Raw genomic sequence first — 20943 nt, forward strand, 5'->3', positions numbered from 1 at the left:
TGATGTTCAGTGACGCCATTGGCGTGGAGGTGGCGATGTTTCAAGTGCACAAAAAAGGCTTCGTGGCCGGCAAGAAAATGGTCGACGGGCTGGTGCCTTACGATTTCTTTTGCGAAGACAGCCCGGCGATCAACCTGTTCGTGTTTACCGGCTCGGCGGCTCTGGGCCAAACCGTGGAAGAGCAGACCCTGTGGGGCTTCACCCGGCTGGAGCGGTTTGAAGCCATGACCGGCGCCCTGGTGGCGAACAAGAAGAACGATGGCTGGTTTCAAAGCGTCAACGTGCTCACCGGGCCCAACCAGAACGGCACCCAAAGCGTGAAATTCCAGCGCGTGCTGAAAATCATCAAGCACGCCAGCGCCACGGGCCGCGCGACCAGCAAGTTTGAATACGAGATTCATACGGATGAAGGCGACACCTACTTCACCCGCCGACCCGCTGCTCAAGACGGCGCACAAACCATCATTTATGCAGCGGATCAGTAACCCCGAGGCCAGCAACAGCGGCCCCGGGCGAAGGTCGCTGCGCTCGCCTACCGATGCTGAAACCGTGGCAATGAAGCAATCCGCATCTTCGGCTCCTGCAACCTGGCCAGGTCACTGGCAATCTGCGCCCGCCAGAAATGCGCCCCGGCCAATTGCGCATCCACCCACGCCTGGCGCAGCAACACCTTGGCCTTGTCCACCGACCCGTACTGGGCCTGGCGCAAAATCAGTTGCGCCTTGATCCGCAGCATCTGCGGCACGAACCAGTGCTCATGGCGCCCCAGCGCCAATTGCAAGGTGTCTTCCAACACCTCCAGCGCCAGCTTCTCCAGGCCCAGCCGCGCCAGGCCCAAGGCGTATTCACAGCGCAGCAAGCTATACAGCTGGCTGTCTCCCTGCCCACTGAGGTGATGCAATGCCTCGCCCAGCAGCGGCACGCCGTCTTCCGGCGAGCCCTGGCGAATCAGCAGGATGCTCTCGAAACACAACCGAAACTGGCGCCAGATATGCAGGTCTTGTTGCGTGGTGCTGCCCTGCAGCAAGCCCAGGTAATAACGCACCTTGGGCAGGTTGGACGCCAACAACGCCAGGGGAATCGCCCCCAGGCACAGGGTGTACCAGAGGGTCGCGGGGTGATCGAGGGTGATGGCTTCATCGACGCAACTGCCGATCAGGCGCAGCGCCGGGTCGACATCGCCTTCCAGCAACTGCACCTTTGCCTTGAGGCAGCGGGCGGCGATGCGCTGGTCGAAATGCACGTCGATAATGTGCGAGCGCGGGGCCGACGGTGACCCCAGTGCCTCGTCGATATTCTGCCGGGCGCCGGCCAGGTCGCCCATGTGAAACAACGCCACCGCACGCATGCGTTTACCCAGCAGTTGCTGGTTGCCGCTGTGGCTCAAGCTGATGTAGCGCTCGGCCAGTTCCAGCGCTTCGGCGTACTGGTTGCAGCCGCAGCGGTCACTCCACAGGCCCCACAGCGCCCGCAGTTTGTGCTCGGCATCGCCCAGGTCGCGGGCGTCTTCACGCACCTGGCGCCAGGCTTCGCGCATCGGCCCGCCGGTGCCGTAGGTGAGCATCAGCACACTGGCCAGGGCGGTTTGCAACAGCATGCGCTGGCGCAGCGGCAGCGGGGTGGTGTCGGCGCTGGCCAGGCCTTTGTCGACCCAGGTACGGCACTCGCTGACCAGCGACAGGCGCAGCCACAATGGCACGCCGCCCAGGGTCAGTTCGATGCCGGTGGGCAGGTCGCCCGAGGCTGAAAAGGCCCACTCCAGTGCGGCGCGGACGGTGTTGATTTCCGGGCCATAGAGGCCAAGCCAGGTCTCGGGAGAAAGGCTGTCGAGGGTCTGCCCGGCTTCCTGCAAAACCTCGAGGGCATACCGTGCATGACGCTGACGGGTGGCATCGGCTTCGCCGTGTTCGTTGAGTTTCTCCAGGGCGTAGGCGCGAGTGGTTTCCAGCAGGCGGTAGCGCTTGAGCAACCGGGATTCACCAGCGATCAGCAGCGACTTGTCCATCAGGCTTTCCAGCAGGGGCAGGGCGTTGCGGGCATCGAGGGCGCTGCTGGCGGTCATGGCCTTGACTGCATCCAGGGTGAAGGAGCCGCTGAACACCGCCAGTTGGCGCAGCATGGCCTGTTCGTCGCCGGTGAGCATCGAGTAGGTCCAGTCCAGGGTCGCGCTCAGTGAACGGTGGCGGGCGAGGGCGGTGCGCCGGCCGGTCATTTGCAGGCGGAAACTGCCGTCGAGCAAGCCCACCAGGTCCTGGATGCCGAAGGTGCGCACCCGCGCCGCCGCGATTTCGATGGCCAGGGCATTGCTGTCGAGCTTGCGGCAGATGGCGCTGGCGGCGGCGACGTCGGCGTCCTTGAACACGAAGCCGGGGTCCAGGGCCTTGACCCGTTCGATAAACAACGCGATGCCGGACCAGGTCATGGCTTGCTCGGCGCTCAGGTTTAAGTCTTCGTCCGGCACCAGCAACGGTGCCAGGTCGTGCACCCGTTCGCCTTCGGCCCGCAGCGGTTCGCGGCTGGTGGTCAGCACGCAACACTGGGGCGCGCAGCGCAGCAGCACTTCGACGGCGTCGGCGGTGGCTTGCAGCACGTGTTCGCAGTTGTCGAGCACCAGCAGCAGCGGGCTGTTGGCGAGCATCGAGGCCACGCTTTGCAAGGGGTCGTCACTCACGCTCTGGATGCCCAGGGCGTTGGCGAGCATGCCGGCCACCCATTGGCCGCTGGTGGCGGGGGCCAGGTCGACGAAGCACATGCCCTGGTGAAAGCGGCCCTGCAGCAGTTGCGCCACGGCCAGAGCGACCGTGGTCTTGCCGATGCCGCCGGGGCCGGTGATGGTCAGGAAGCGCTGGCTCAGAAGCTGGTCAGCCAGGCTCAGGATCAGCTGTTCGCGGCCAATCACCGTGCCTGGCGGTGGTTGCAGGTTCGGTGCCTCCACGGTCGGGGCAGGCAGCAGGGCCTGGGTCACTGCGCCGTCACTCACCGCCTGCAACGTCACCGGCGCGACAAACCGGTAACCCCGGCCCGGCACGGTGACGATGTAGCTGAAGTTACCGTCATCCCCCAACGCCCGGCGCAGGGCAACGATCTGTGCGCGCAGGTTGCATTCCTCCACCACCACCTTGGGCCAGGCGAAGGAGATCAGTTCGGACTTTTCCAGCAACTCGCCAGCCCGGCTGGCGAGGGCGATCAGCAAGTACAAGGCGCGGCTGCCGAGGGTCACCGGCTCGCCGTTGCGCAGCAAGACATGCTGGCGCGCCAACAAGAGAAAGGGGCCAAAACCGATAGCATGCTCGGTGTGGTCCGGGGCCTGGGGGACGAGGTCCGTGAAGGACACTGCGGGGTATTTGCTCGAACTCATCAATTTGTCCTTTTTTGTAGTCGGGCTTGTTATTGGCGATCAGGCCATTCGCCCTTTGGGTGCTTACGTGCGGCAGCAGGCTTGGAGAGTTGAAGTCGATCAAAAAGGTGAGAGTTACCGCCCTCCTTTGGGGCATGGACGTTGTTATAGGGCGCGGGGCCGTTGGGGTTCAGGCGATGAGACTGTTTCAATTTAGAAACATTTTATTACTAGAAAACCTGATGTAGCAGAATGTATGCCAGTTGGCATGTAACAAAGATGACAACAACCGTATGAAATTTATGGTGATTTTTGAGGTCATCGGAGGCGGCCAAGGAGGAGTGTTCGGAAAGGCGAATATTTCTAATTGTGTCGTTCGGGATGCCGAATAAAACGGCGGTGGTGGGTGGCTGTGTATCAGACTGTGTATCAGCACCCATCTGATACAGCGGCATGATTAGCAGGAGGGAACGCGACACAGACGGGATACACGCCTGGCTTTAAATCTGTCTACCAGATGGCGCAAGTGGTCACGCACCGCACAAGCGCCCTGGCCACATTCAGTCAAGCCAGGAGATTCAACCATGAAGCGCCACTACGCAGCCCTTGCCGCCACCCTCGCACTGTCCCTCGGTGCCTTCGCCGCCACCGCCCATGCCGAGGATGCCAAGCCTCAGGAAAAATGCTTCGGCGTGTCCCTCGCCGGGGCCAACGACTGCGCCGCCGGTGCCGGGACTTCCTGCGCCGGTACCGCCAAGGCGGATTACCAGGGCAACGCCTGGGTGCTGGTGGACAAAGGCACCTGCACCCAGATCAAAACCCCCAAAGGCTTCGGCAGCCTGACGGAACAACCATGATTGCCCTGGCCCCTGCGGTGCTCAAGCGCGTGCTGCCTGAGGCGCTGCTGTTGCTGGTGGCTCGTGTCGGCATCGCTTCGGTGTTTTTCCTCTCGGGCCGCACCAAGGTGACCGGTTTTCTGCAACTCAAGCCGTCGACCTACACCTTGTTTCGCTCGGAATACGCCTTGCCGCTGGTGCCGCCGGACTGGGCGGCACACCTGGCGACCTACGCCGAGCATCTGTTCCCGCTGTTGTTGGTGCTGGGCCTGCTGACCCGCCCGGCGGCCGCCGCGCTGTTGGGCATGACCCTGGTGATCGAGGTGTTCGTGTACCCCGATGCCTGGCCGACCCACCTGACCTGGGCCGGGCTGTTGTTGCCGCTGCTGGCGTATGGCGGCGGGGCCTGGTCACTGGACCGCGTGTTGTCCGGCCAACGCCGTTAACCCTTTCACAACAATGATCAGGCCCCAAGGCCTGTGGAGAGTCGCATGCGTATTCTTTCTTCCCTGGCGATGGCCATGGCCCTCGCTACACCGTTAGTGGCCTCGGCCGCCGATGCAGCCAAGCCTCAGCCAGGCACCGGCAAAAGCGTGGTGATCGTGCCCGGTTCCTTCGTCGACGGCTCCGGTTGGCGAGTGGTGCACGACATCCTGATTCACAAGGGCTACAAGGTCACCGTGGTGCATCAGGGCCATGAAAGCCTTGCCGCCGACGTGGCCGAGGCCCGCGAAGTGCTCGAGCAGCAAGTCGGCCCGGTGGTGCTGGTGGGGCACAGTTCCGGCGGCGGGGTGATCTCGATTGCCGGTGACCGCGACAAGGTCAAGTCGATGGTCTATGTCTCGGCCCTGCAACCGGAAGTCGGCGAGAACATGAGCCAACTGCTGTCTTCGATGCCGGCGCCGAGCAATGACATCAAGCAGACCCGCGACGGGCACCTGTTCTTTGATCGCACCAAATTCAATGCCGATTTTGCCGCCGACCTGACCACCAACCGCACCGACTTCATGGCCGCCTCCCAGGTGCCGGCCACCACCGCTTTGTTTGGCGGCACCGTGTGGGCCGCGGCCTGGCACAAGAAGCCGACCTACGCCGTGGTGTCCACCGAAGACCGTGCCCTGAGCCCCGATCTGCAGCGCTGGATGTACAAGCGCGCCGGCTCGAAAGTCACTGAAATCAAGGCCAGCCACTCGGTGTACATCTCCCAGCCCGAGGCTGTGGCGAAGGTCATCGAAGACGCTGCATCCGTCATCAAATAAACCCCACCCTGAGGAGTAATACCCATGAGCACGTCCATTAAATCCCGCTTGAGCCTTGCCACTGCTGCCGCCCTGATCGCCATGGCGTCCGCTTCCTTCGCGGCGGCCGCCAGCGCCGCCGACCAGCCGGAACAGCCGGGTCGCTGCTACGGCGTGAACAACTGCAAGGGCGAAAGCCTGTGCGCCACGGCCAAGAACGATTGCAAGGGCCTCAACAGCTGCAAGGGTGAGGGCGTTGTGGTCAAGACCCCGTCCGAGTGCTTGAAGCTGGGCGGTACCACCACTGAGCCGAAGTAAGACCGTTAACGATGACGCGGGGTGCCTGGTACCCCGCGTTGTTCCCGGGTTTTTCGCGAGCAAGCTCGCCTCTACAGATTTTTAACGGAGACCCTGTGATGCCGACACCCAACCCGCGTTTTCCGGGCTACGGCCTGGGGCTGCGCAAGGAGCACTACAGCGAATTCCTGGAGACCATGGTGGCGGTGGATTTCGTCGAAGTGATCTCCGAGAACTTCATGGTCGCGGGCGGCCAGCCCCGGCATATCCTGCGCCAGATTCGTGAGCGCTACCCGGTGGCGTTGCATGGGGTGTCGATGTCGATCGGCAGCGCCGAGGGGCTGGATCTCGACTATCTGAAGCGCCTCAAGTCGCTGGTGGACGAGATCGAACCGCTGTTTGTTTCCGACCACCTGAGCTGGTCCCGCAGTGGCGGCTTCAACGCCCACGATTTGCTGCCGGTGCCTTATACCGATGAGGCACTGGACCGGGTCTGCGCCAATATCGACAGGGCTCAGGACGTGTTGGGCCGCACGATGCTGTTTGAAAACCCGTCCAGCTACCTGGCCTTTGATGGCGCATCCATGAGCGAGTGGGAATTCATCGCCGCCATGTCCCGGCGCACCGGCTGCGAGCTGTTGCTGGACGTCAATAATGTGTTTGTCAGCGCCAGCAACCATGGCTTCGACGCCCGGGCATTTCTCGACGGGATTCCGGCCGAGCGGGTGCGGCAGATTCACCTGGCCGGCCACAGCCAGGGCCGCGATTTGCTGATCGACAGCCATGACAGCCCGGTGTGTGACGGGGTCTGGGATTTGTATGCCAAGGCCGTTGCGTTGCTCGGCCCGGTCGCCACGATGATCGAGCGCGATGACGAGATCCCGCCCTTGGCCGAGCTGCTTGAAGAACTGTCGATCGCCCGGATGCTGGGCGCTTCCGAGGCCTACAAGCGCGCGCAGGTGCGCCCATGAACCTGGCGCAGTGGCAGCAGGCGTTTCACGCCTGGCTGGTGAGTGCTTCGGAGGAGTCGGCCCAGTTGCTGGGTAACAAAGCCGCAGGCCTGGCGGTTTACCAGAACAACTACCGGGCGCAGTTGGTGGGTTGCCTGGAACAGGCGTTTCCCAACCTGCGGCGCTGGCTGGGGGATGAGGCGTTTCTGGCCGCGTGCATCAGCCATATCGACCGGTATCCACCCCATGCCTGGACCCTGGATGTCTATCCCGAGGGCTTTCACCTGACCCTGGGTGAACGGTTCCCCAACAATCCCGACGTGCATGAACTGGCCTGGATCGAGTCGTCGCTCAACGAGGCATTTGTCGCCGCCGATGCCAGCCCGCTTCCCATGGACGCGCTGGCGGCGGTGGATTGGGACACCGCGAGCCTGCAACTCACGCCATCCCTGCGTTGCCACGGGCTGACCACCAACGCCGAGGCCATCTGGTCGGCGTTGTGGCAGCAAACCCCGGCGCCCGAGGCGGTGATGCTGGCCGAGGCCGGTGGGCTGTTGGTGTGGCGTCGGCAGTTTACGTCGCGCTTGCGGCAAGTCGAGGCTTTGGAGTTCCAGGCGCTGGTGCACCTGCAAGGCGACGGCAGTTTTGCCGGGTTGTGCGAGTTTCTGGTGGAGCGCCTGGGGGAAGAGCAGGGTGTGGCGAAGGCCGGTGAATGGCTGGCCGGCTGGATCGGCAGCGAGTTGATTGTGGGGGTCGTTGACGACCTTCCAATGTCGAATTTTTTGGAGCTATAACCCATGTCTTTTTTCAATCGCCGTCGCTTTCTGATTTCCAGCGCCATTGCTTCAGTCGCGCTGTCACTGCCGGTATGGGCGGCGCCTGCGCCCTGGACGATCCGCCAGGTCAGCACCGACCTGCTGGATATCGGCTACTACGAAGCCGGGCCGGAAGACGGCCGGCCGATCATTTTGCTGCATGGTGCTGACGGCGACCTTGAGCGTTTCGCCGACGTCGCGCCGCATCTGGTGTCCCAGGGCTTTCGGGTGGTCATCCCGTACCTGCGAGGCCATGGCAGCACCACGCAACTGGACAAGGCTGCACCTGCCAACACCCAGGAAGTGGTGCTCGGCCAGGACGTGCTGGACCTGATGAACGCCTTGCACATCCCCGAGGCAGTACTGGGTGGATTCGATCTCGGCGGTCGTGCCGTCACGGCAGCGGCCACCTTGCGGCCAAGCCGTTGCGTGGCGCTGGTCACCGTCAACAGCGCGCCGCAGCCCACCCTGGCTGAGGTGCTGGTGCAGATGGCGCGGATGGGCAAATGGCGCACCTGAACATGAATATTTGGACAGCCGCGCATTTGCCCGCTGAAAAAAAAGGTCGCTGCCCGTAATCTAGAGGCCTTTGCCACGTGTGCGGATTGTCCATGTCTTCAGTAGCTGATGGGTTGCCCAGTGATAAACGTCTTGCGGCGGTTGTCGCCATTTCCCTGGGGATCGGCATGGCGACCCTCGACACGGCCATCGTCAACACCGCGTTGCCCACACTGGCCGAAGGCATTGGCACCGACTCCGCTTCGGTGATCTGGGTGGTCAACGCCTACCAACTGGCGACCATCGCCGCCGTGCTGCCCTTTGCTTCCCTGAGTGACGTGATCGGCCACCGCCGGGTGTTCCTCGGCGGCTTGCTGGTGTTTGTCGTGGCGTCTCTGTTCTGCGGGCTGGCCTGGTCGCTGCCGACGCTGACTGCCGCCCGGGTGGTGCAGGGCCTGGGTGCGGCGGCGATCATGAGCGTGAACATTGCGCTGTTGCGGCATATCTACCCGGCAAAAATACTCGGCCGAGGGCTGGGGTATAACTCGCTGGTGGTGGGGCTGGCCTTTACGTTGGGGCCCACGGCCGCGTCGGCGATTCTGTCGGTGGCCACCTGGCACTGGTTGTACCTGATCAACCTGCCCCTGGGGGCATTGGCCTTGTGGCTCGGGGTGCGTGCGATTCCGGTGATCCCGATCACCGGGCATGCCTTCGACCGGCTGGCGGCGATTCTCTGTGCCGGGTTGTTCGCCCTGCTGGTGCTGGGCCTGGGCTCGGCGGTGCACGGTGCGCAGGTCGTGTTGACCCTCGGGCTGATCGCCGTGGCGCTGCTGTGCGGGCTGTTGCTGATCCGCCGTCAGGCCGGGCACCCGGCGCCGATGCTGGCGGTGGATCTGTTCAAGCGCCCGCTGTTCACCTTGTCGGCCCTCACCGCGATTTGCGCGTTCAGCGCCCAGGGCCTGGCTTTTGTGTCGCTGCCATTCCTGTTGCAAACAGTGCTGGGTCACAGCCAGGTGGCCACCGGCTTCCTGATGACCCCGTGGCCGGCAGTGGTGGCGGTGATGGCGCTGATTGCCGGGCGCCTGGCGGACCGTATCTCCCTGGCGTTGCTGTGCGGCATCGGCCTGGTGATGCTGAGCGCGGGCATGGCCTCGCTGGCGACCCTGGGCAACGACGCTTCGACCTTCGACATCGGCTGGCGCATGGCCCTGTGCGGCGCCGGGTTCGGCTTCTTCCAGTCCCCCAACCTCAAGGCGATCATGACCAGCGCGCCCATCGCCCGCAGTGGCGGTGCCAGCGGGATTGTCGCCACGTCGCGGCTGATGGGGCAGACACTCGGCGCTTCATTGGTGGCGTTGTGCTTCCACTTGTCCCTGAGCAGCGGCCCGCAGTACGCGTTGTGGCTGGGGTGCGGGTTTGCCCTGGTGGGCGCGGTGGCCAGCGGGTTGCGGCTGATGCAGGATGGCGCCAAGGTTTAAGTATTTGGGCCTTGTAAAACATTGAGGGAGACGGCTACCGTGGCCGTCTAAATAATTCTGAATGTTTCAGCCTTTATGTCTGATCTGGCCCAACGCAGTGCTGATTCCCACTCCCGCCGTGCCGCGCTGACCCTTGGCCTGTGCCTGCCCAGTGACGTGTTGCTGTACCTGGTACTGCCGATGGAGTCCCAGGCGTTCGGAATCACCCTGGCCCAGGCCGGGGTGCTGCTGGCGGCCAACCGTCTGGTGCGGATCTTTGGCTACAAGCATGTTCTGAATTTCTACGCCCGTAACGGTGATCGGCTGACGTGCTCCATCGCCGCCGGCGCGGCGGCGGTGTGTGCCCTTGGTAACTCGATGTTGTCCGGCTTTGCGGCCTTGCTCGGCCTGCGGTTGGTCTGGGGCCTGTGTTTTGCGGCGTTGAACCTTTCCACTCAAGTGTTGGCCACTTCTGAACCGCTGGGTGCGGCGCGTCGGGCGGGGCGGTCGCGGGCGTTGATTGCCCTGGGGCCGATGCTGGCCTTGCCGCTGGGTGGATGGCTGACGTTACAGGTGGGGCCGCGGCCGATCTTCTGGATTCTGGCGGTGTGTTGCCTGGTGGGGTTGTGGATGGCGCGGGGGTTGCCGACTGCGGGTCACAATTTGCATGGCACGCCGGGGCGGCGGTTCAAGTTGCCTGACAGTGTGGCGACCTGGTCGTTTATCGAAGGGGTGGCGCTGGATGGGCTGTTTATCTTTGGTCTGTCGCTTCAGGCGCAGAAGCTGTTGGGTGGGAATGCGGTATTGATTGCCGGTGGGTTGATGGCGCTGCGATATGTTTCGGAGTTGCTTCTGAGTCCCCTGGGTGGTCGCGCGGCGCAGCAGTTTGGTGCGACTTCGATGTTGTTGCTGTTTTCGTTTCTCAGTGCGTTGGCGTTGGGGGCGTTTGGTAGTCACTGGGTGATTGTGGGGGCGGCGGCGGTGCTGGTGTTGCGGGCGTTGCAGTTGCCGCTGGTGACGACGTTGGTGGCGGAGCGTAATCCGGGGGCGATGCGGGTTTCGGCGTTGGCGTCGAATGCGGTGTGGCGGGATGTGGGGGCGGGGCTTGGGCCTTTGCTGGCGGGGTTGTTGTTGCCGGTGGCGTCGGCGCCTTGGGTGTTTGGCGTGGCGGGGGCGGCGATTGCCGTTAGTGCGGTGTTTTGCTGGCGGGCCAGGGGTTGAGTATGAGATGGGGTGGGGCCTTGGTGTACATATCCGTTTCTTCGGTAACGGCCACTTAGGGTTCCGCTCTTACAGCGGGTCACTTTTGGCAAACGCCCCAAAAGTAACCAAAAGGTCTTTGCCCCACCACTCGGTGCCTCGCTTAGGCTCGGCATGCCCGCACTCCGGCCCGATTCCGCGGGCCGCCGCGACGGGCCATCCATGGCCCGGCGCGGCTAAATCGGCATCCCTGCCGATTTACCCGCTCCACCGTGCCTACTTGCGGCCATCGTGGTTAACGGGGCCCGCAGATCAAGATCAAAAGCAGATCAAAAGCAGAGCACAGCGGCCTCCCGGCCGGCTTGAGTGTTAAAAGCAAAAGCAAAGACCAGAGCGAAAACAGATCTGCTTTTCTGTGGGAGCTGGCTTGCCTGCGATGCAGACACCTCGGTGCATCAGGCACACCCAGTTGATGCCATCGCAGGCAAGCCAGCTCCCACATTTGAACCGTGTCCGCTTTAGCTTTTGATTTGGCTTTTAAACACTCAAGCCGGCCGGGAGGCCGCTGTGCTCTTGCTTTTGATCTTGATCTTGATCTTAGGCGCCCCGTTAAACCACGCTGGCCGAACGCAGGCTTTGGAGCGTGGGTAACCCGGCAGGACGCCGGGTTAGCCGCGCTGGGCCAAGGATGGCCCATCGCGGCGGCCCACGGTCCAAAGCCGGAGTGAGGGCACACCGAGCCTAAGCGAGGTGCCGAGTGGTGGGGCAAGAGCGTTTTGCTTACTTTTGCGCTGTTCAAAAGTGAGCCGCCGTAAGGGCGGAACCCTAAGTGGCCGTTACCGCAGCAACGGATATGCACACCCCAATCAGCGACCCTTCACCGCCTCAACCCAATCCGGATCCAGCCGCGTCTGGTCAGGCTCAATCCCCAACCCCCGCATCTTCTCCAGATGCTCATCAACCTCCCGCACCAACTGCGCCTGAGAACTCGAATTAGCGTCCAGTTCGTGCATCTGCATCAACCCAAGGTGATAAAACCGCAGCAACTTGATCGCCACCGGATCATTCACCTTCACTCCGTCAGTCACCTTGTGCATCACATTCGTCACACTCATCAAACTGCGCTTGAGCTGCCACCCATACACCGCCGGCGCCAGCCACGCCTGGCTCCAGAACGGCCCCCGCACCAACCCCACGGTAATCAACACCCCGGCAAACACTCCGCCCACATTAAAGCGAAAGTTATCCCCCCCAGGCTCACCAAACACCATCACCGCCAGGCTGGAAAGCACCATCGCCAACACCACAAACAGCCCCGCGACAATCAGCGTGCTGCGACGGGTCTGCTGGCGAAAGGTAATCGGGTCGCAGGGTTTGAGCTCAAACATCCGGGTGCAGTCTCCATGGGCAGAGTAGGGGTATCGCATCGGCCGGCATCTTCTCATGCTTCGCCCGTCGGAGTGACGGCAATCAGGTTGAACGATGACACACAGCAATTTCTCTAAACCTCGTAGGCAACCGACCCCCCAAGCGAGGTGAACCATGACCCGGTACCAGCAACAGCCGCCCGGCACACCCAACCCCGACCGCACGCCTGGCGAAGAGGAGCGTGACAACGACGCCCTGCGCCCCAACGATCCCGCCGAACGGCAAGACGACGAAGAGCGGGTCGAAGAAGACCTGGAAAACCTGCACGACAAGGCCCGCCCGCTGTAAACCCGGCGCGCAAAGGAGGTAGTTATGACTAATGGTACAAGCGGCCCGCATTCATCCGAGCATTCCAGCGGCAAGGACGAATTGGGCTTCGACCCCGATTCTCCGGACGTCGCCGACCCGCAGGTCGACCCGGTAGGCCCTGCCATTGCCCCGTTGGACAAGCCAGAAAAAACCGGCAAGAAGCCGGCCTATGATCCCCTCGGTGATCTGAAGAAGTGAAACAAGCCCCGCCGTCGAGCGGGGCTTTTTTTCCTCAGCCAAGCCGTTTCGGGGCTACCCAGGTCACCTCAGTGATGCCGAACTTCTCCGCCCAGGGCCGAGTGGTCTTTTTCACCCGCTCATGGCCCGGTCGGCCTATCCGCCCCACGTGGGCAATGTCGGCGTCAACGGCCGCCCAATGCCATGCTTCGGCGTTGTTCATGACCTCGGCACGCACCACAAAGGTTTTCGGTTCGCCGTGTAGCAAGTAGTGGATGGTGTAGATCATTGCGGTACTCATGATGCCTCCCTGTCTTGTTTTGAATGGATATAAATCGGTTCAGAAAGGTTCAGAAAGTTTATGCATCCGAGGGCTTGCATTTGATTCAAATCACAATTGGCAAACAACGGCCGTCAGGGTATTAGTGGTGCCTTCGCCACCGACTCAAGGATTGCGTCATGCCTGAGCTGACCCACAGCCGCCTCTACCTGCAACGTTTGGGCTACGACACGCCGCCACCGCCCACCCTGCAAACCCTGCAGGATTTGCAGTTGCGCCACGTCAGTACTTTCGCGTTTGAAAACCTGTCGACCTTGCTGCGCGTGCCTGTACCCATCGATTTGCCGAGCGTTGAGCACAAAGTCCTGTTCGACGGGCGGGGTGGTTATTGCTACGAGCTGAACCAGATGTTCCTGGCCTTGTTGCAGGAGTTGGGTTTCGACGCGCGGGGCATCACAGGTCGCGTGGTGATGGGCGGGCCGCCCGATGCGCTGACGGGGCGCACCCATCGCCTGAGCCTGGTGACCCTGGATGGCGTGCGTTACATCAGCGATGTGGGCTTTGGTGGCATGGTGCCCACCAGCCCGTTGCAACTGGACACCGACGCCACCCAGGCCACGGCCCATGAACCCTATCGCCTGAGCCTGAACGAGGGCAGCTACACCTTGTGGGCACAGGTAGCGGGGGAGTGGCGTGGCCTCTATGTATTCGACCTGCAGTTGCAGTCACGCATCGACTACGAAATCGGCAACTGGTACGTCTCCACCCACCCGGACTCGTCGTTCCTCAGCCAGTTGAAAGTCGCACTCATTGGGCCGGGATTTCGCCGCACCCTGAACAATGGCCAGTACGCGATTCACCACCTGGACCGGGCCAGCGAGAAGCGTGTCATCGAGGATGTGGACGAGCTGCTGACGCTGTTGCAAGCCAGCTTCGGCATTCGCTTGCCGGAGCATCCACAGTTGCGGCCAATTCTCGATCGTTTGCTGGTCCCCGTCCAAGAAGCTTGAGATAGAGCCATCGCTGAACCGTTTTACCTCAAAAAAGGTGCAAATTAATTCGAACCTTTCGCCAAAACGAGGGTTCGAAGCGTTTCCTGAATAATTTGCCACCTACAATGGAGACGTAAAACGATGTCCAAACTATTCGGAAAAATCCTCAAGCATTCCTCGGTCCTGGCCCTGATCGCAGCACCGGGTGTGGTGTTCGCCGCAGTGCCGACCGACCCGATTTCCACCTTCGGTATCCTCGGCAGCTACAACGACTTCAAACTCGAAGGCGGTAGCCAGAGCGACAAGGACCACATGCCCGAAGCCGGCCTGTTTTATAACTTCGGCAACAAGCTGACGGCTGAATCCGGCTTTATCTACCAGGCCGGTATCGAAGCCAAGTACGGCGAGAAGAGCGACAACAAGCTCAAGGAAGGCCAGGCCGACCTCGACCTCGGCTGGCGTGCCGCGCTGGATGCGCGCAACTTCGTCGACGTGCTGGTGGGTGGCGGCTACAGCTGGACCCGCTACGAGCCGGACTCGGGCGACTACGACGTGAAACTCACCAACAAATCGCCGTTTGCCAAGGCTGCCCTGGGCTACAACCACCAGTTCGACGACATGACCATGCGCGTTGAACTGGGTGCCCGCCGCACCATCGACGGCCGCGCCAAGCTCAAGGTCGACGGCATCGGCAGCGACACCGTGGACCTCAAGGACCGCACCAACCCGTACGCCGAAGTCAGCCTGCTGATGAACCAGAAAGGTGACCTGCCGGTGATGGCGGGCCTGTACTACACCCGCACCGAGTACAAGCTCGATGGCGACTCGTACGTGGCCGACAACACCAAGCTCAAGCGTGACGAGTATGGGTTCAAGGTTGGTATCGCGTTCTAAGCCCACCTCGATGATTGTTCCCACGCTCTGCGTGGGAATGCATCCCGTGACGCTCTGCGTCACAACGCGGACGCAGAGCGTCCAAGGCGGCGTTCCCACGCAGAGCGTGGGAACGATCAGCCGCTGAACCCTGTCCGCCCAAGCCCCCCTTTCTGTCCCCCAATACCCTCAACGCCGCGCCCTGGCTGCCTTAGTGTGGATCACGCTTTCACACAATAAGAGAGAGGGTGGCTATGCGGGCAATCAACCCCCGTCGCATCAGTCTGCTGCTGGCCGTGACCTGCCTGCTGACAGCCTGTGACGACAAACCGAAACATCCCCCCGAACGCGCCACGGCGGCCAATGCCATGCCCGGCGACGCAGCCCTGGCCCAGGTCTACGACACCAGTTGCAAGCTGTGCCACGCCAACCCGGCCTCCGGTGCGCCGCTGACCGGTGACGGCCCGGCCTGGAGCCCGCGCATCGCCCAGGGCCCGGACACCCTGCTGGACCACACCATCAACGGCTACAACGGCATGCCGCCGATGGGCCTGTGCGTGCAGTGCTCCGAAGCGCAATTCCTGGGGCTGATCAGTTTTATGTCGGGCCAACACATCCAATAAGAATAACGGGGTAGGCGATGGCGCTTTCACGGCGAGAATTATTGCAGCGCGGCGCGGTTGCTGGCGCGTTCATGGCATTGACCAGCAACCCGGTGCTGGCCCAGTTGGCCCGGGCACCGCGGCTGATTCCCTGGCGCAACTGGTCGGGGGCGCAAACCTGTTTGCCCCTGGCCCGACTGGCGCCGAAGAACCTCGATGAACTGGTGCAGGTCATCGGCCAGGCGCCGGGCAAGGTGCGGCCGGTGGGCTCGGGCCATTCGTTCAGCGCCCTGGTACCCACCGACGGCACGCTGCTGTCCCTGAGTTATTTCAATGGTTTGCTGGATCACGACCCGCACACCTTGCAGGCCACCTTCGCCGCCGGCACGCCGATGTCGCGCATGGGCCAGGCGTTGAAGGACGTTGGCCAGGCGCTGCCGAACATGGCGGATATCGACTACCAGACCCTGGCCGGGGCCATCTCCACCTCGACCCACGGCACCGGCGTGGGTTTCACCTCGTATTCCGGTTGCGTCACCGGCCTGCAACTGGTGACGGCCCAGGGTGAGGTGCTGGACTGCGACGCCAACCGCCACCCCGAGGTGTTCAGCGCCGCCCGGGTGTCCCTCGGCGCCCTCGGCGTGGCCACCCAGGTCCGCCTGCAAAACCGCGCGCCGTACCGCCTGCGGGAGCGCCAGTGGATCGCCAAGACCGAAGAACTGCTGGAAGACGTGGGGAAAAACACCCGGGAAAACCAGCACTGGGAAATGCTCGTGGTGACCCATTCCGACTACGCCTTGTCCATCGCCCTGAATGAAACCACCGACCCCGAAACCCCGCCCATCGACCCGGCGGAGGCGGGCGGCAACGAGTTTGTGTCGATCATCGAAAAACTCGACAAATACGGCAGCGATTTCCCCGACGCCCGCCGCACCTTGCTCAACAGCCTGCGGTTTTTTGCGCGCTTCGATGACCGCGTCGCCGAGTCGTTCCAGGTGTACGCCAACGTGCGCAACGTGCGCTTCAACGAGATGGAATACTCGGTGCCCGCCGAACACGGCCCGGCCTGCCTGCGGGAAATCCTCAAGCTGATCAACGACAAGGACCTGCGCACCTGGTTTCCCATCGAGTACCGCTACGTCAAGGCCGATGACATTCCGCTGAGCATGTTCGAGGGCCGGGACAGCTGTTCGATTTCCGTGCACCAGCACTACACCATGGACCACCACAACTTCTTCGCCGCCGTGGAACCGATCTTCTGGAGATACGCCGGCCGTCCGCACTGGGGCAAATTGCACACCCTTAACGCGCGCACTTTGCAGCCACTGTATCCGCGCTGGGAGGCATTCACCCGGGTGCGCCGCGAGCTGGACCCCAGCGGCAAATTTCTCAATGCGCACCTGTCATCAATTTTGGGAGTGGCCTGATGAACCGCAGACATTTCATGCTCGGCACCGGCGTGTTGCTGGTGGGTGGTGCGATTTTGCTCAGGCCCGGCGACCGGGGCAGCCCGTACACCGAGTATTTCCGCAGCCTCAACCAGGAACTCAAGGCCCACGGGCCAATGCGCCCAGTGATGCTGATCGACCTCGATCGCCTGGACCACAACATTGATGTAGTAATGCAGTCCGTGCAGCGCGGCGGCAAACACCTGCGGCTGGTGGAGAAATCCCTGCCGTCGCCGGGGCTGCTGGCCTACATCGCCAAGCGTGCCGGCACCCAGCGCCTGATGTCGTTTCACCAGCCATTTCTGAACCACGACGCCCAGGTCTTTCCCGACGCTGACATCCTGCTGGGCAAGCCGTTGCCGGTGCGCTCAGCCGAGCTGTTTTACCAAACCCACAAGGGCCCGTTCGATCCGTCCCGCCAGTTGCAATGGCTGCTGGACACCCCCGAGCGGCTGCAACAATACCTGGCGCTGGCCCAGGGGTTGGGCACAAAACTGCGAGTCAATATCGAGCTGGATGTGGGCCTGCATCGCGGCGGCATCAGCGACAACGCGGTGCTGGGGCAAATGCTGGCGCTGATCAGCGCGCATCCGCAGCAGCTGGAATTCAGCGGGTTCATGGGCTACGACCCGTTCGTGGGCATGGGCGTGCCGGGGATTCTCGGTTCGCCCCAGGACCTGTTCGACAAGGTCATGCAGCGCTACAACGGCTATGTGGATTACACCCGTCAGCACTTTGCGCCGCTGTGGCGGGACGGCCTGACGTTGAATACGGCAGGCAGCCCGAGCTATCGCATTCACGAGCAGGAAAAGCTCAGCAGCGAGGTGTCGGTGGGCACCGCGTTGCTCAAGCCGACGCACTATGACTTGCCGTCGCTGAGCGAGCATGTGCCGGCGGCCTTTATCGCCACGCCCGTGTTGAAAAGCACCGGGCCGGTGGATATCCCGGCGCTGGATGGCAAGTCGCGGTTGTTCTCGTGGTGGGATGCGAATCAGCGCGCCACGTTCTTTATTTATGGAGGGAACTGGATGGCCGAGTTTGAAGCGCCCCAGGGCTTGCAGAGTAATGACCTGTATGGGCGCAGCTCCAATCAGGAGATGGTCAATGGCTCGCCCAAGGTGGGGCTGAACGTGGAAGACCAGGTGTTCCTGCGCCCGACCCAGAGCGAGTTTGTGTTGTTGCAGTTCGGGGATTTGCTGGCAGTGCGGGGCGGGAAAATTGTCGACGCTTGGCCGGTCTACACCTGAAGAAACCCGATCAAAATGTGGGAGCGGGCTTGCTCGCGAATGCGGTGCATCAGTCACCGAAGATGTTGACTGATCTATTGCATTCGCGAGCAAGCCCGCTCCCACATTTGGGACTGCATTTACAGCGCGAAAGGAATCGTCAACTTCGCCCACAACATGTCGCCTTCCGGCCGGTTCTGCACATCAAACTCCTTGGCCCAGCGCACCTCGGCACTCGCGTACTTGAGGAAGGTGAAATACACCGCCGGGCCAATCGCAAACACCTGGCCCTTGACCCCGTCATCCACATCCTCGCCGTAGATGTTCACCACGGTACGCCCGTACTGCTTATCGTCGGTGGTCTGCTTGAGGTAGTAGCCGTTGAGCCCAAGGCTGAGGTTATCCGTCACCTTGTAGCTGGCCGAGTAATCGAAGTGAAAAATCTGCCCCGAGCGGTAATGGGTGTCGGGGTTTTCCTTGTTGAAGCTGTAGGTGGTCTTGATCGACAGCTCGGTGCGCTCGTTGGGCAGCCAGGTCGCCGACACCAGCGGCTTGTAGGTGTAGAAATTGTTGCTGGTATTGGCCAGGCGCGTGGCGTCGTATTCGCCGGTGGGCAGGGTGATTTCCAGGGCGGTGCCCACGGTCAGGTTCTTGCCCAGGTCCCAGAGGATGATCGGCGCCACTGTAGTGTCGCCCATGCTTTCCCGGGTGTCGGACATGCCGAACAGCGACACCTGTTGTTTCAGGTACGGCTGGGCGATGTAACCCCCCAGGCGCCCGCCGAATACCCGCAGCGGGCTGAGGTAATCCAGGCGCGGGATGATCGCGTCGGACTTGATCTTCACGTCCGGCACCTTGCCGCCCAGGGAGCTGATATCGAGCTTCCTGGCTTCGTAATGGTTGTAGTAAATGTTGAAGGCGAACATGTGGTCCGGCAGGTTGTTCACGTCCAGCGGCAGGATATAGAAGCCGTCGGTACCGGGGCCGATGTTGTCGACGCCGCCTTCGGTGGCCAGGGCCGGCAGGCTGATGAGGGTCAACAGGGCGAGTTGCACGGGGTAAAACGCACGGGTCGGGTTCATGGCTGGGCTCATTATTATTGTTAGGGCGACGCTACCTATACAAATAAGCCCTGAACGGCCAGCGGGGCAGGGTATTGGCGGCCACATAGGGGGACTTTGGCGGACAGCTTTCATCCAGAGTGCAGCAGTTCTTGCAAGCGCCTATGATTGTCAGGATGTTTCCAAAACAAGAACTGAAGCACTCAGTCGGGAATCGAACACCCATGCAAAGGAAAGCCGTTGATCCGCACTACGACCTGGCCCTGGTCTCGCCATTTTTGCTGCAAACCCTCGGACAAGTGGTGGCGCAAAAGGGCGCGAGTGCCGAGCACCTGTGCCGTGGCCTGGGATTTACCCTGGCCGACCTGGACGACCCGGCCCAACGGATTTCCTATCGCCAGGCGGTAGCGATGATCCAGCGTGCACTCAAGGTGTTGCCTGACCAGGGGCTGGGCCTGTGGGTGGGCCATCAGAATGTACTCGGCACCCTGGGCCTGCTCGGCCATGTGATTTCACTGTGCAAGACGTTGCGCGATGCCTTTGCCATCGGTGAACGCCACCAGCACACCTCCGGCGGTATCGCCACTTCGCGCACCCATGAAGGCCCCCAGGAAGTGTTCGTCGATATTGAATGCCTGCTGCCCTATGCCGAGGTCCAGGTGTTTGCCGCGGAGGAGTTCTTCGCGAGCCTGATGGTGTATGGCCGGGCGCTGGTGGGCGAGGGTTTCGTGCCGCTGCGGGTCGAATTTATCCACGCTGCGCCCACCTACGTCGCCGACTATCACCAGCTGTTTGGCGCCGATGTGCGCTTCGGCTGCCTGCATAACCGCATGGTCCTGGCCAGCCAGTGGCTGGACGTGCGCCTGCCCAATCACCACGCCCTGGCCCTGCGCCAGGCCCTGGAATTGCTGGAGCTGGAAAGTGCGCAGCTGCATCAGAAAATGGATTTGATCCAGGCGGTGGAGCGCGCGATTTCCCGGGATTTGCAGGGCAGCCAGCTGGAAAAGGTCGCCAGTGACTTGAACATGAGCGGGCGTACCTTGCGCCGACGCCTGACCGAGCACGGGTTGACCTTTGAAGGCCTGCTGGAACAGGTGCGCAGGGCACGGACCATGGGGTTGTTGAGCAACCCGGGGTTGTCCATCGAACGGATCACCGAGGAAGTCGGCTACAGCGATGTGCGCAGTTTTCGGCGGGCGTTCAAGCGCTGGACTGGCCTGAGCCCCAGTGCATTTCGAGGTGAAGGCGCAGGGCCGGGGTGACTGTCAGGATTGGTCCCATTGGCTACCTGATCTTTCCCCGGATTGGCTATTTGTCCAAGGCCACCTCGTCACTACTCTAGACACCAATCCCCACTGTTCTGGAGTACCACCATGCAAGCTCGTACCGACTTCTACACCGCCTCCCCGGACGCCATGAAAGCCATGCTCGCCCTGGAGGCCGCCGTCGGCAAACTGTCCATCGAACTGCCGCTGCTGGAGCTGATTCGCCTGCGCGTATCGCAAATCAACGGTTGCGCCTTCTGCCTCGACATGCACACCGCCGACGCCCGCAAGGGTGGCGAGACCGAGCGCCGCCTGTACACCGTGTCGGCCTGGCGTGAAACCCCGTTCTTCACCCCCCGTGAACGCGCCGCACTTGCCTGGGCCGAAAGCCTGACCCTGCTCAGCCAGACCCATGCACCGGATGCAGACTTCACCGAACTGGCCGCCCACTTCAGCCCGCAAGAGCAAGTCGACCTGAGCGTGGCGATCGCCACCATCAACAGCTGGAACCGTCTGGCGGTGGGCTTTCGCAAGATGCCCAAATAACCCGACAAGACGCCGGGATGACTGATCGTTCCCGCGCTCTGCGTGGGAATGCCGCCCGGACGCTCTGCGTCCAGCGGGCGATGCAAGGCTCAAGTCTTGCGTACGGGT

General features: G+C 62.3%; 23 protein-coding genes. 19 read left to right on the forward strand and 4 right to left on the reverse strand.

Annotation, left to right across the window (positions count from 1 at the left end; genetic code table 11):
• The first annotated feature begins 35 nt into the window (after positions 1 to 35).
• Complete coding sequence (locus LIY45_RS24690; RefSeq protein ID WP_226477914.1) at positions 36 to 485, forward strand: hypothetical protein; 450 nt, start codon at positions 36 to 38, stop codon at positions 483 to 485.
• Positions 486 to 532: 47 nt separating this feature from the next.
• On the opposite strand, the gene LIY45_RS24695 is transcribed toward LIY45_RS24690, so the two are convergent.
• Entirely contained in the window at positions 533 to 3358 is a 2826-nt protein-coding gene (locus LIY45_RS24695; protein WP_226477915.1) for a winged helix-turn-helix domain-containing protein, read from the reverse strand.
• Between the two features lie 563 nt (positions 3359 to 3921).
• Here LIY45_RS24695 and LIY45_RS24700 point away from each other — a divergent pair.
• The 9 genes from LIY45_RS24700 to LIY45_RS24740 all read left to right on the forward strand — a co-directional run bounded on the left by LIY45_RS24700 (position 3922) and on the right by LIY45_RS24740 (position 10649).
• Positions 3922 to 4194, forward strand: a complete 273-nt coding sequence (locus LIY45_RS24700; RefSeq protein ID WP_003211270.1) for a DUF2282 domain-containing protein — start codon at positions 3922 to 3924, stop codon at positions 4192 to 4194.
• Positions 4191 to 4619 carry a DoxX family protein gene (locus LIY45_RS24705; RefSeq protein ID WP_010175348.1) on the forward strand — a complete coding sequence of 143 codons (429 nt, stop codon included), beginning with the start codon at positions 4191 to 4193 and terminating at the stop codon, positions 4617 to 4619. The genes LIY45_RS24700 and LIY45_RS24705 overlap by 4 nt, the downstream gene beginning before the upstream one ends.
• A 45-nt stretch (positions 4620 to 4664) precedes the next feature.
• Complete coding sequence (locus LIY45_RS24710; RefSeq protein WP_226477916.1) at positions 4665 to 5432, forward strand: alpha/beta hydrolase; 768 nt, start codon at positions 4665 to 4667, stop codon at positions 5430 to 5432.
• Between the two features lie 24 nt (positions 5433 to 5456).
• A complete protein-coding gene (locus LIY45_RS24715) occupies positions 5457 to 5729 on the forward strand; it encodes a hypothetical protein (RefSeq protein WP_076016069.1) in 273 nt (90 codons plus the stop codon).
• Positions 5730 to 5827: 98 nt separating this feature from the next.
• The gene (locus tag LIY45_RS24720; RefSeq protein WP_226477917.1) at positions 5828 to 6679 is read left to right on the forward strand and encodes a DUF692 domain-containing protein; all 852 of its coding nucleotides are present in this window, start codon (positions 5828 to 5830) and stop codon (positions 6677 to 6679) included.
• Positions 6676 to 7452 carry a DNA-binding domain-containing protein gene (locus LIY45_RS24725; protein ID WP_226477918.1) on the forward strand — a complete coding sequence of 259 codons (777 nt, stop codon included), beginning with the start codon at positions 6676 to 6678 and terminating at the stop codon, positions 7450 to 7452. The genes LIY45_RS24720 and LIY45_RS24725 overlap by 4 nt, the downstream gene beginning before the upstream one ends.
• A 3-nt stretch (positions 7453 to 7455) precedes the next feature.
• A complete protein-coding gene (locus tag LIY45_RS24730; protein ID WP_226477919.1) occupies positions 7456 to 7992 on the forward strand; it encodes an alpha/beta fold hydrolase in 537 nt (178 codons plus the stop codon).
• Positions 7993 to 8084: 92 nt separating this feature from the next.
• On the forward strand, positions 8085 to 9449 hold the full coding sequence (locus LIY45_RS24735) for an MFS transporter (RefSeq protein ID WP_226477920.1): 1365 nt from the start codon (positions 8085 to 8087) through the stop codon (positions 9447 to 9449).
• A gap of 75 nt (positions 9450 to 9524) precedes the next feature.
• The gene (locus LIY45_RS24740; RefSeq protein ID WP_226477921.1) at positions 9525 to 10649 is read left to right on the forward strand and encodes an MFS transporter; all 1125 of its coding nucleotides are present in this window, start codon (positions 9525 to 9527) and stop codon (positions 10647 to 10649) included.
• Positions 10650 to 11494: 845 nt separating this feature from the next.
• Here the strand turns inward: LIY45_RS24740 and LIY45_RS24745 are convergent.
• Positions 11495 to 12016: a DUF3087 family protein gene (locus LIY45_RS24745; protein WP_017478990.1), complete on the reverse strand. Its 522-nt coding sequence runs from the start codon at positions 12014 to 12016 to the stop codon at positions 11495 to 11497.
• Positions 12017 to 12170: 154 nt separating this feature from the next.
• Here LIY45_RS24745 and LIY45_RS24750 point away from each other — a divergent pair, with 154 nt between their 5' ends.
• Both LIY45_RS24750 and LIY45_RS24755 read left to right on the forward strand, forming a co-directional pair.
• Complete coding sequence (locus LIY45_RS24750; RefSeq protein WP_167663801.1) at positions 12171 to 12344, forward strand: hypothetical protein; 174 nt, start codon at positions 12171 to 12173, stop codon at positions 12342 to 12344.
• Between the two features lie 24 nt (positions 12345 to 12368).
• Complete coding sequence (locus LIY45_RS24755; RefSeq protein WP_226477922.1) at positions 12369 to 12563, forward strand: DUF6021 family protein; 195 nt, start codon at positions 12369 to 12371, stop codon at positions 12561 to 12563.
• A 34-nt stretch (positions 12564 to 12597) separates the two neighbouring features.
• Here the strand turns inward: LIY45_RS24755 and LIY45_RS24760 are convergent, their stop codons facing one another.
• Positions 12598 to 12843 carry a DUF6555 family protein gene (locus tag LIY45_RS24760; protein WP_063028819.1) on the reverse strand — a complete coding sequence of 82 codons (246 nt, stop codon included), beginning with the start codon at positions 12841 to 12843 and terminating at the stop codon, positions 12598 to 12600.
• A gap of 158 nt (positions 12844 to 13001) precedes the next feature.
• On the opposite strand from LIY45_RS24760, the gene LIY45_RS24765 reads away from it, so the two are divergent.
• The 5 genes from LIY45_RS24765 (at position 13002) to LIY45_RS24785 (ending at position 17984) form a co-directional block, all read left to right on the forward strand.
• Complete coding sequence (locus tag LIY45_RS24765; RefSeq protein ID WP_226477923.1) at positions 13002 to 13832, forward strand: arylamine N-acetyltransferase; 831 nt, start codon at positions 13002 to 13004, stop codon at positions 13830 to 13832.
• A gap of 123 nt (positions 13833 to 13955) precedes the next feature.
• Positions 13956 to 14708, forward strand: coding sequence for a porin family protein (locus LIY45_RS24770; RefSeq protein ID WP_226477924.1), 753 nt, complete (start codon positions 13956 to 13958; stop codon positions 14706 to 14708).
• Between the two features lie 233 nt (positions 14709 to 14941).
• Positions 14942 to 15310: a cytochrome c5 family protein gene (locus LIY45_RS24775; protein WP_177116516.1), complete on the forward strand. Its 369-nt coding sequence runs from the start codon at positions 14942 to 14944 to the stop codon at positions 15308 to 15310.
• Between the two features lie 77 nt (positions 15311 to 15387).
• A complete protein-coding gene (locus tag LIY45_RS24780) occupies positions 15388 to 16716 on the forward strand; it encodes a D-arabinono-1,4-lactone oxidase (protein ID WP_226477933.1) in 1329 nt (442 codons plus the stop codon).
• Positions 16716 to 17984, forward strand: coding sequence for a DSD1 family PLP-dependent enzyme (locus LIY45_RS24785; protein ID WP_226477925.1), 1269 nt, complete (start codon positions 16716 to 16718; stop codon positions 17982 to 17984). Before LIY45_RS24780 ends, LIY45_RS24785 begins: the two co-directional genes overlap by 1 nt.
• A 119-nt stretch (positions 17985 to 18103) precedes the next feature.
• On the opposite strand, the gene LIY45_RS24790 is transcribed toward LIY45_RS24785, so the two are convergent.
• Entirely contained in the window at positions 18104 to 19045 is a 942-nt protein-coding gene (locus LIY45_RS24790) for a transporter (protein ID WP_226477926.1), read from the reverse strand.
• A gap of 203 nt (positions 19046 to 19248) precedes the next feature.
• On the opposite strand from LIY45_RS24790, the gene LIY45_RS24795 reads away from it, so the two are divergent.
• Together LIY45_RS24795 and LIY45_RS24800 are read left to right on the forward strand one after the other, a co-directional pair.
• Positions 19249 to 20286, forward strand: coding sequence for an AraC family transcriptional regulator ligand-binding domain-containing protein (locus LIY45_RS24795; RefSeq protein WP_226477927.1), 1038 nt, complete (start codon positions 19249 to 19251; stop codon positions 20284 to 20286).
• A gap of 111 nt (positions 20287 to 20397) precedes the next feature.
• Entirely contained in the window at positions 20398 to 20835 is a 438-nt protein-coding gene (locus LIY45_RS24800) for a carboxymuconolactone decarboxylase family protein (RefSeq protein ID WP_167663794.1), read from the forward strand.
• Positions 20836 to 20943: the final 108 nt, after the last annotated feature.

The sequence above is a fragment of the Pseudomonas sp. MWU16-30323 genome (genome assembly GCF_020515595.1).
GTDB classification, from domain to species: domain Bacteria; phylum Pseudomonadota; class Gammaproteobacteria; order Pseudomonadales; family Pseudomonadaceae; genus Aquipseudomonas; species Aquipseudomonas yamanorum.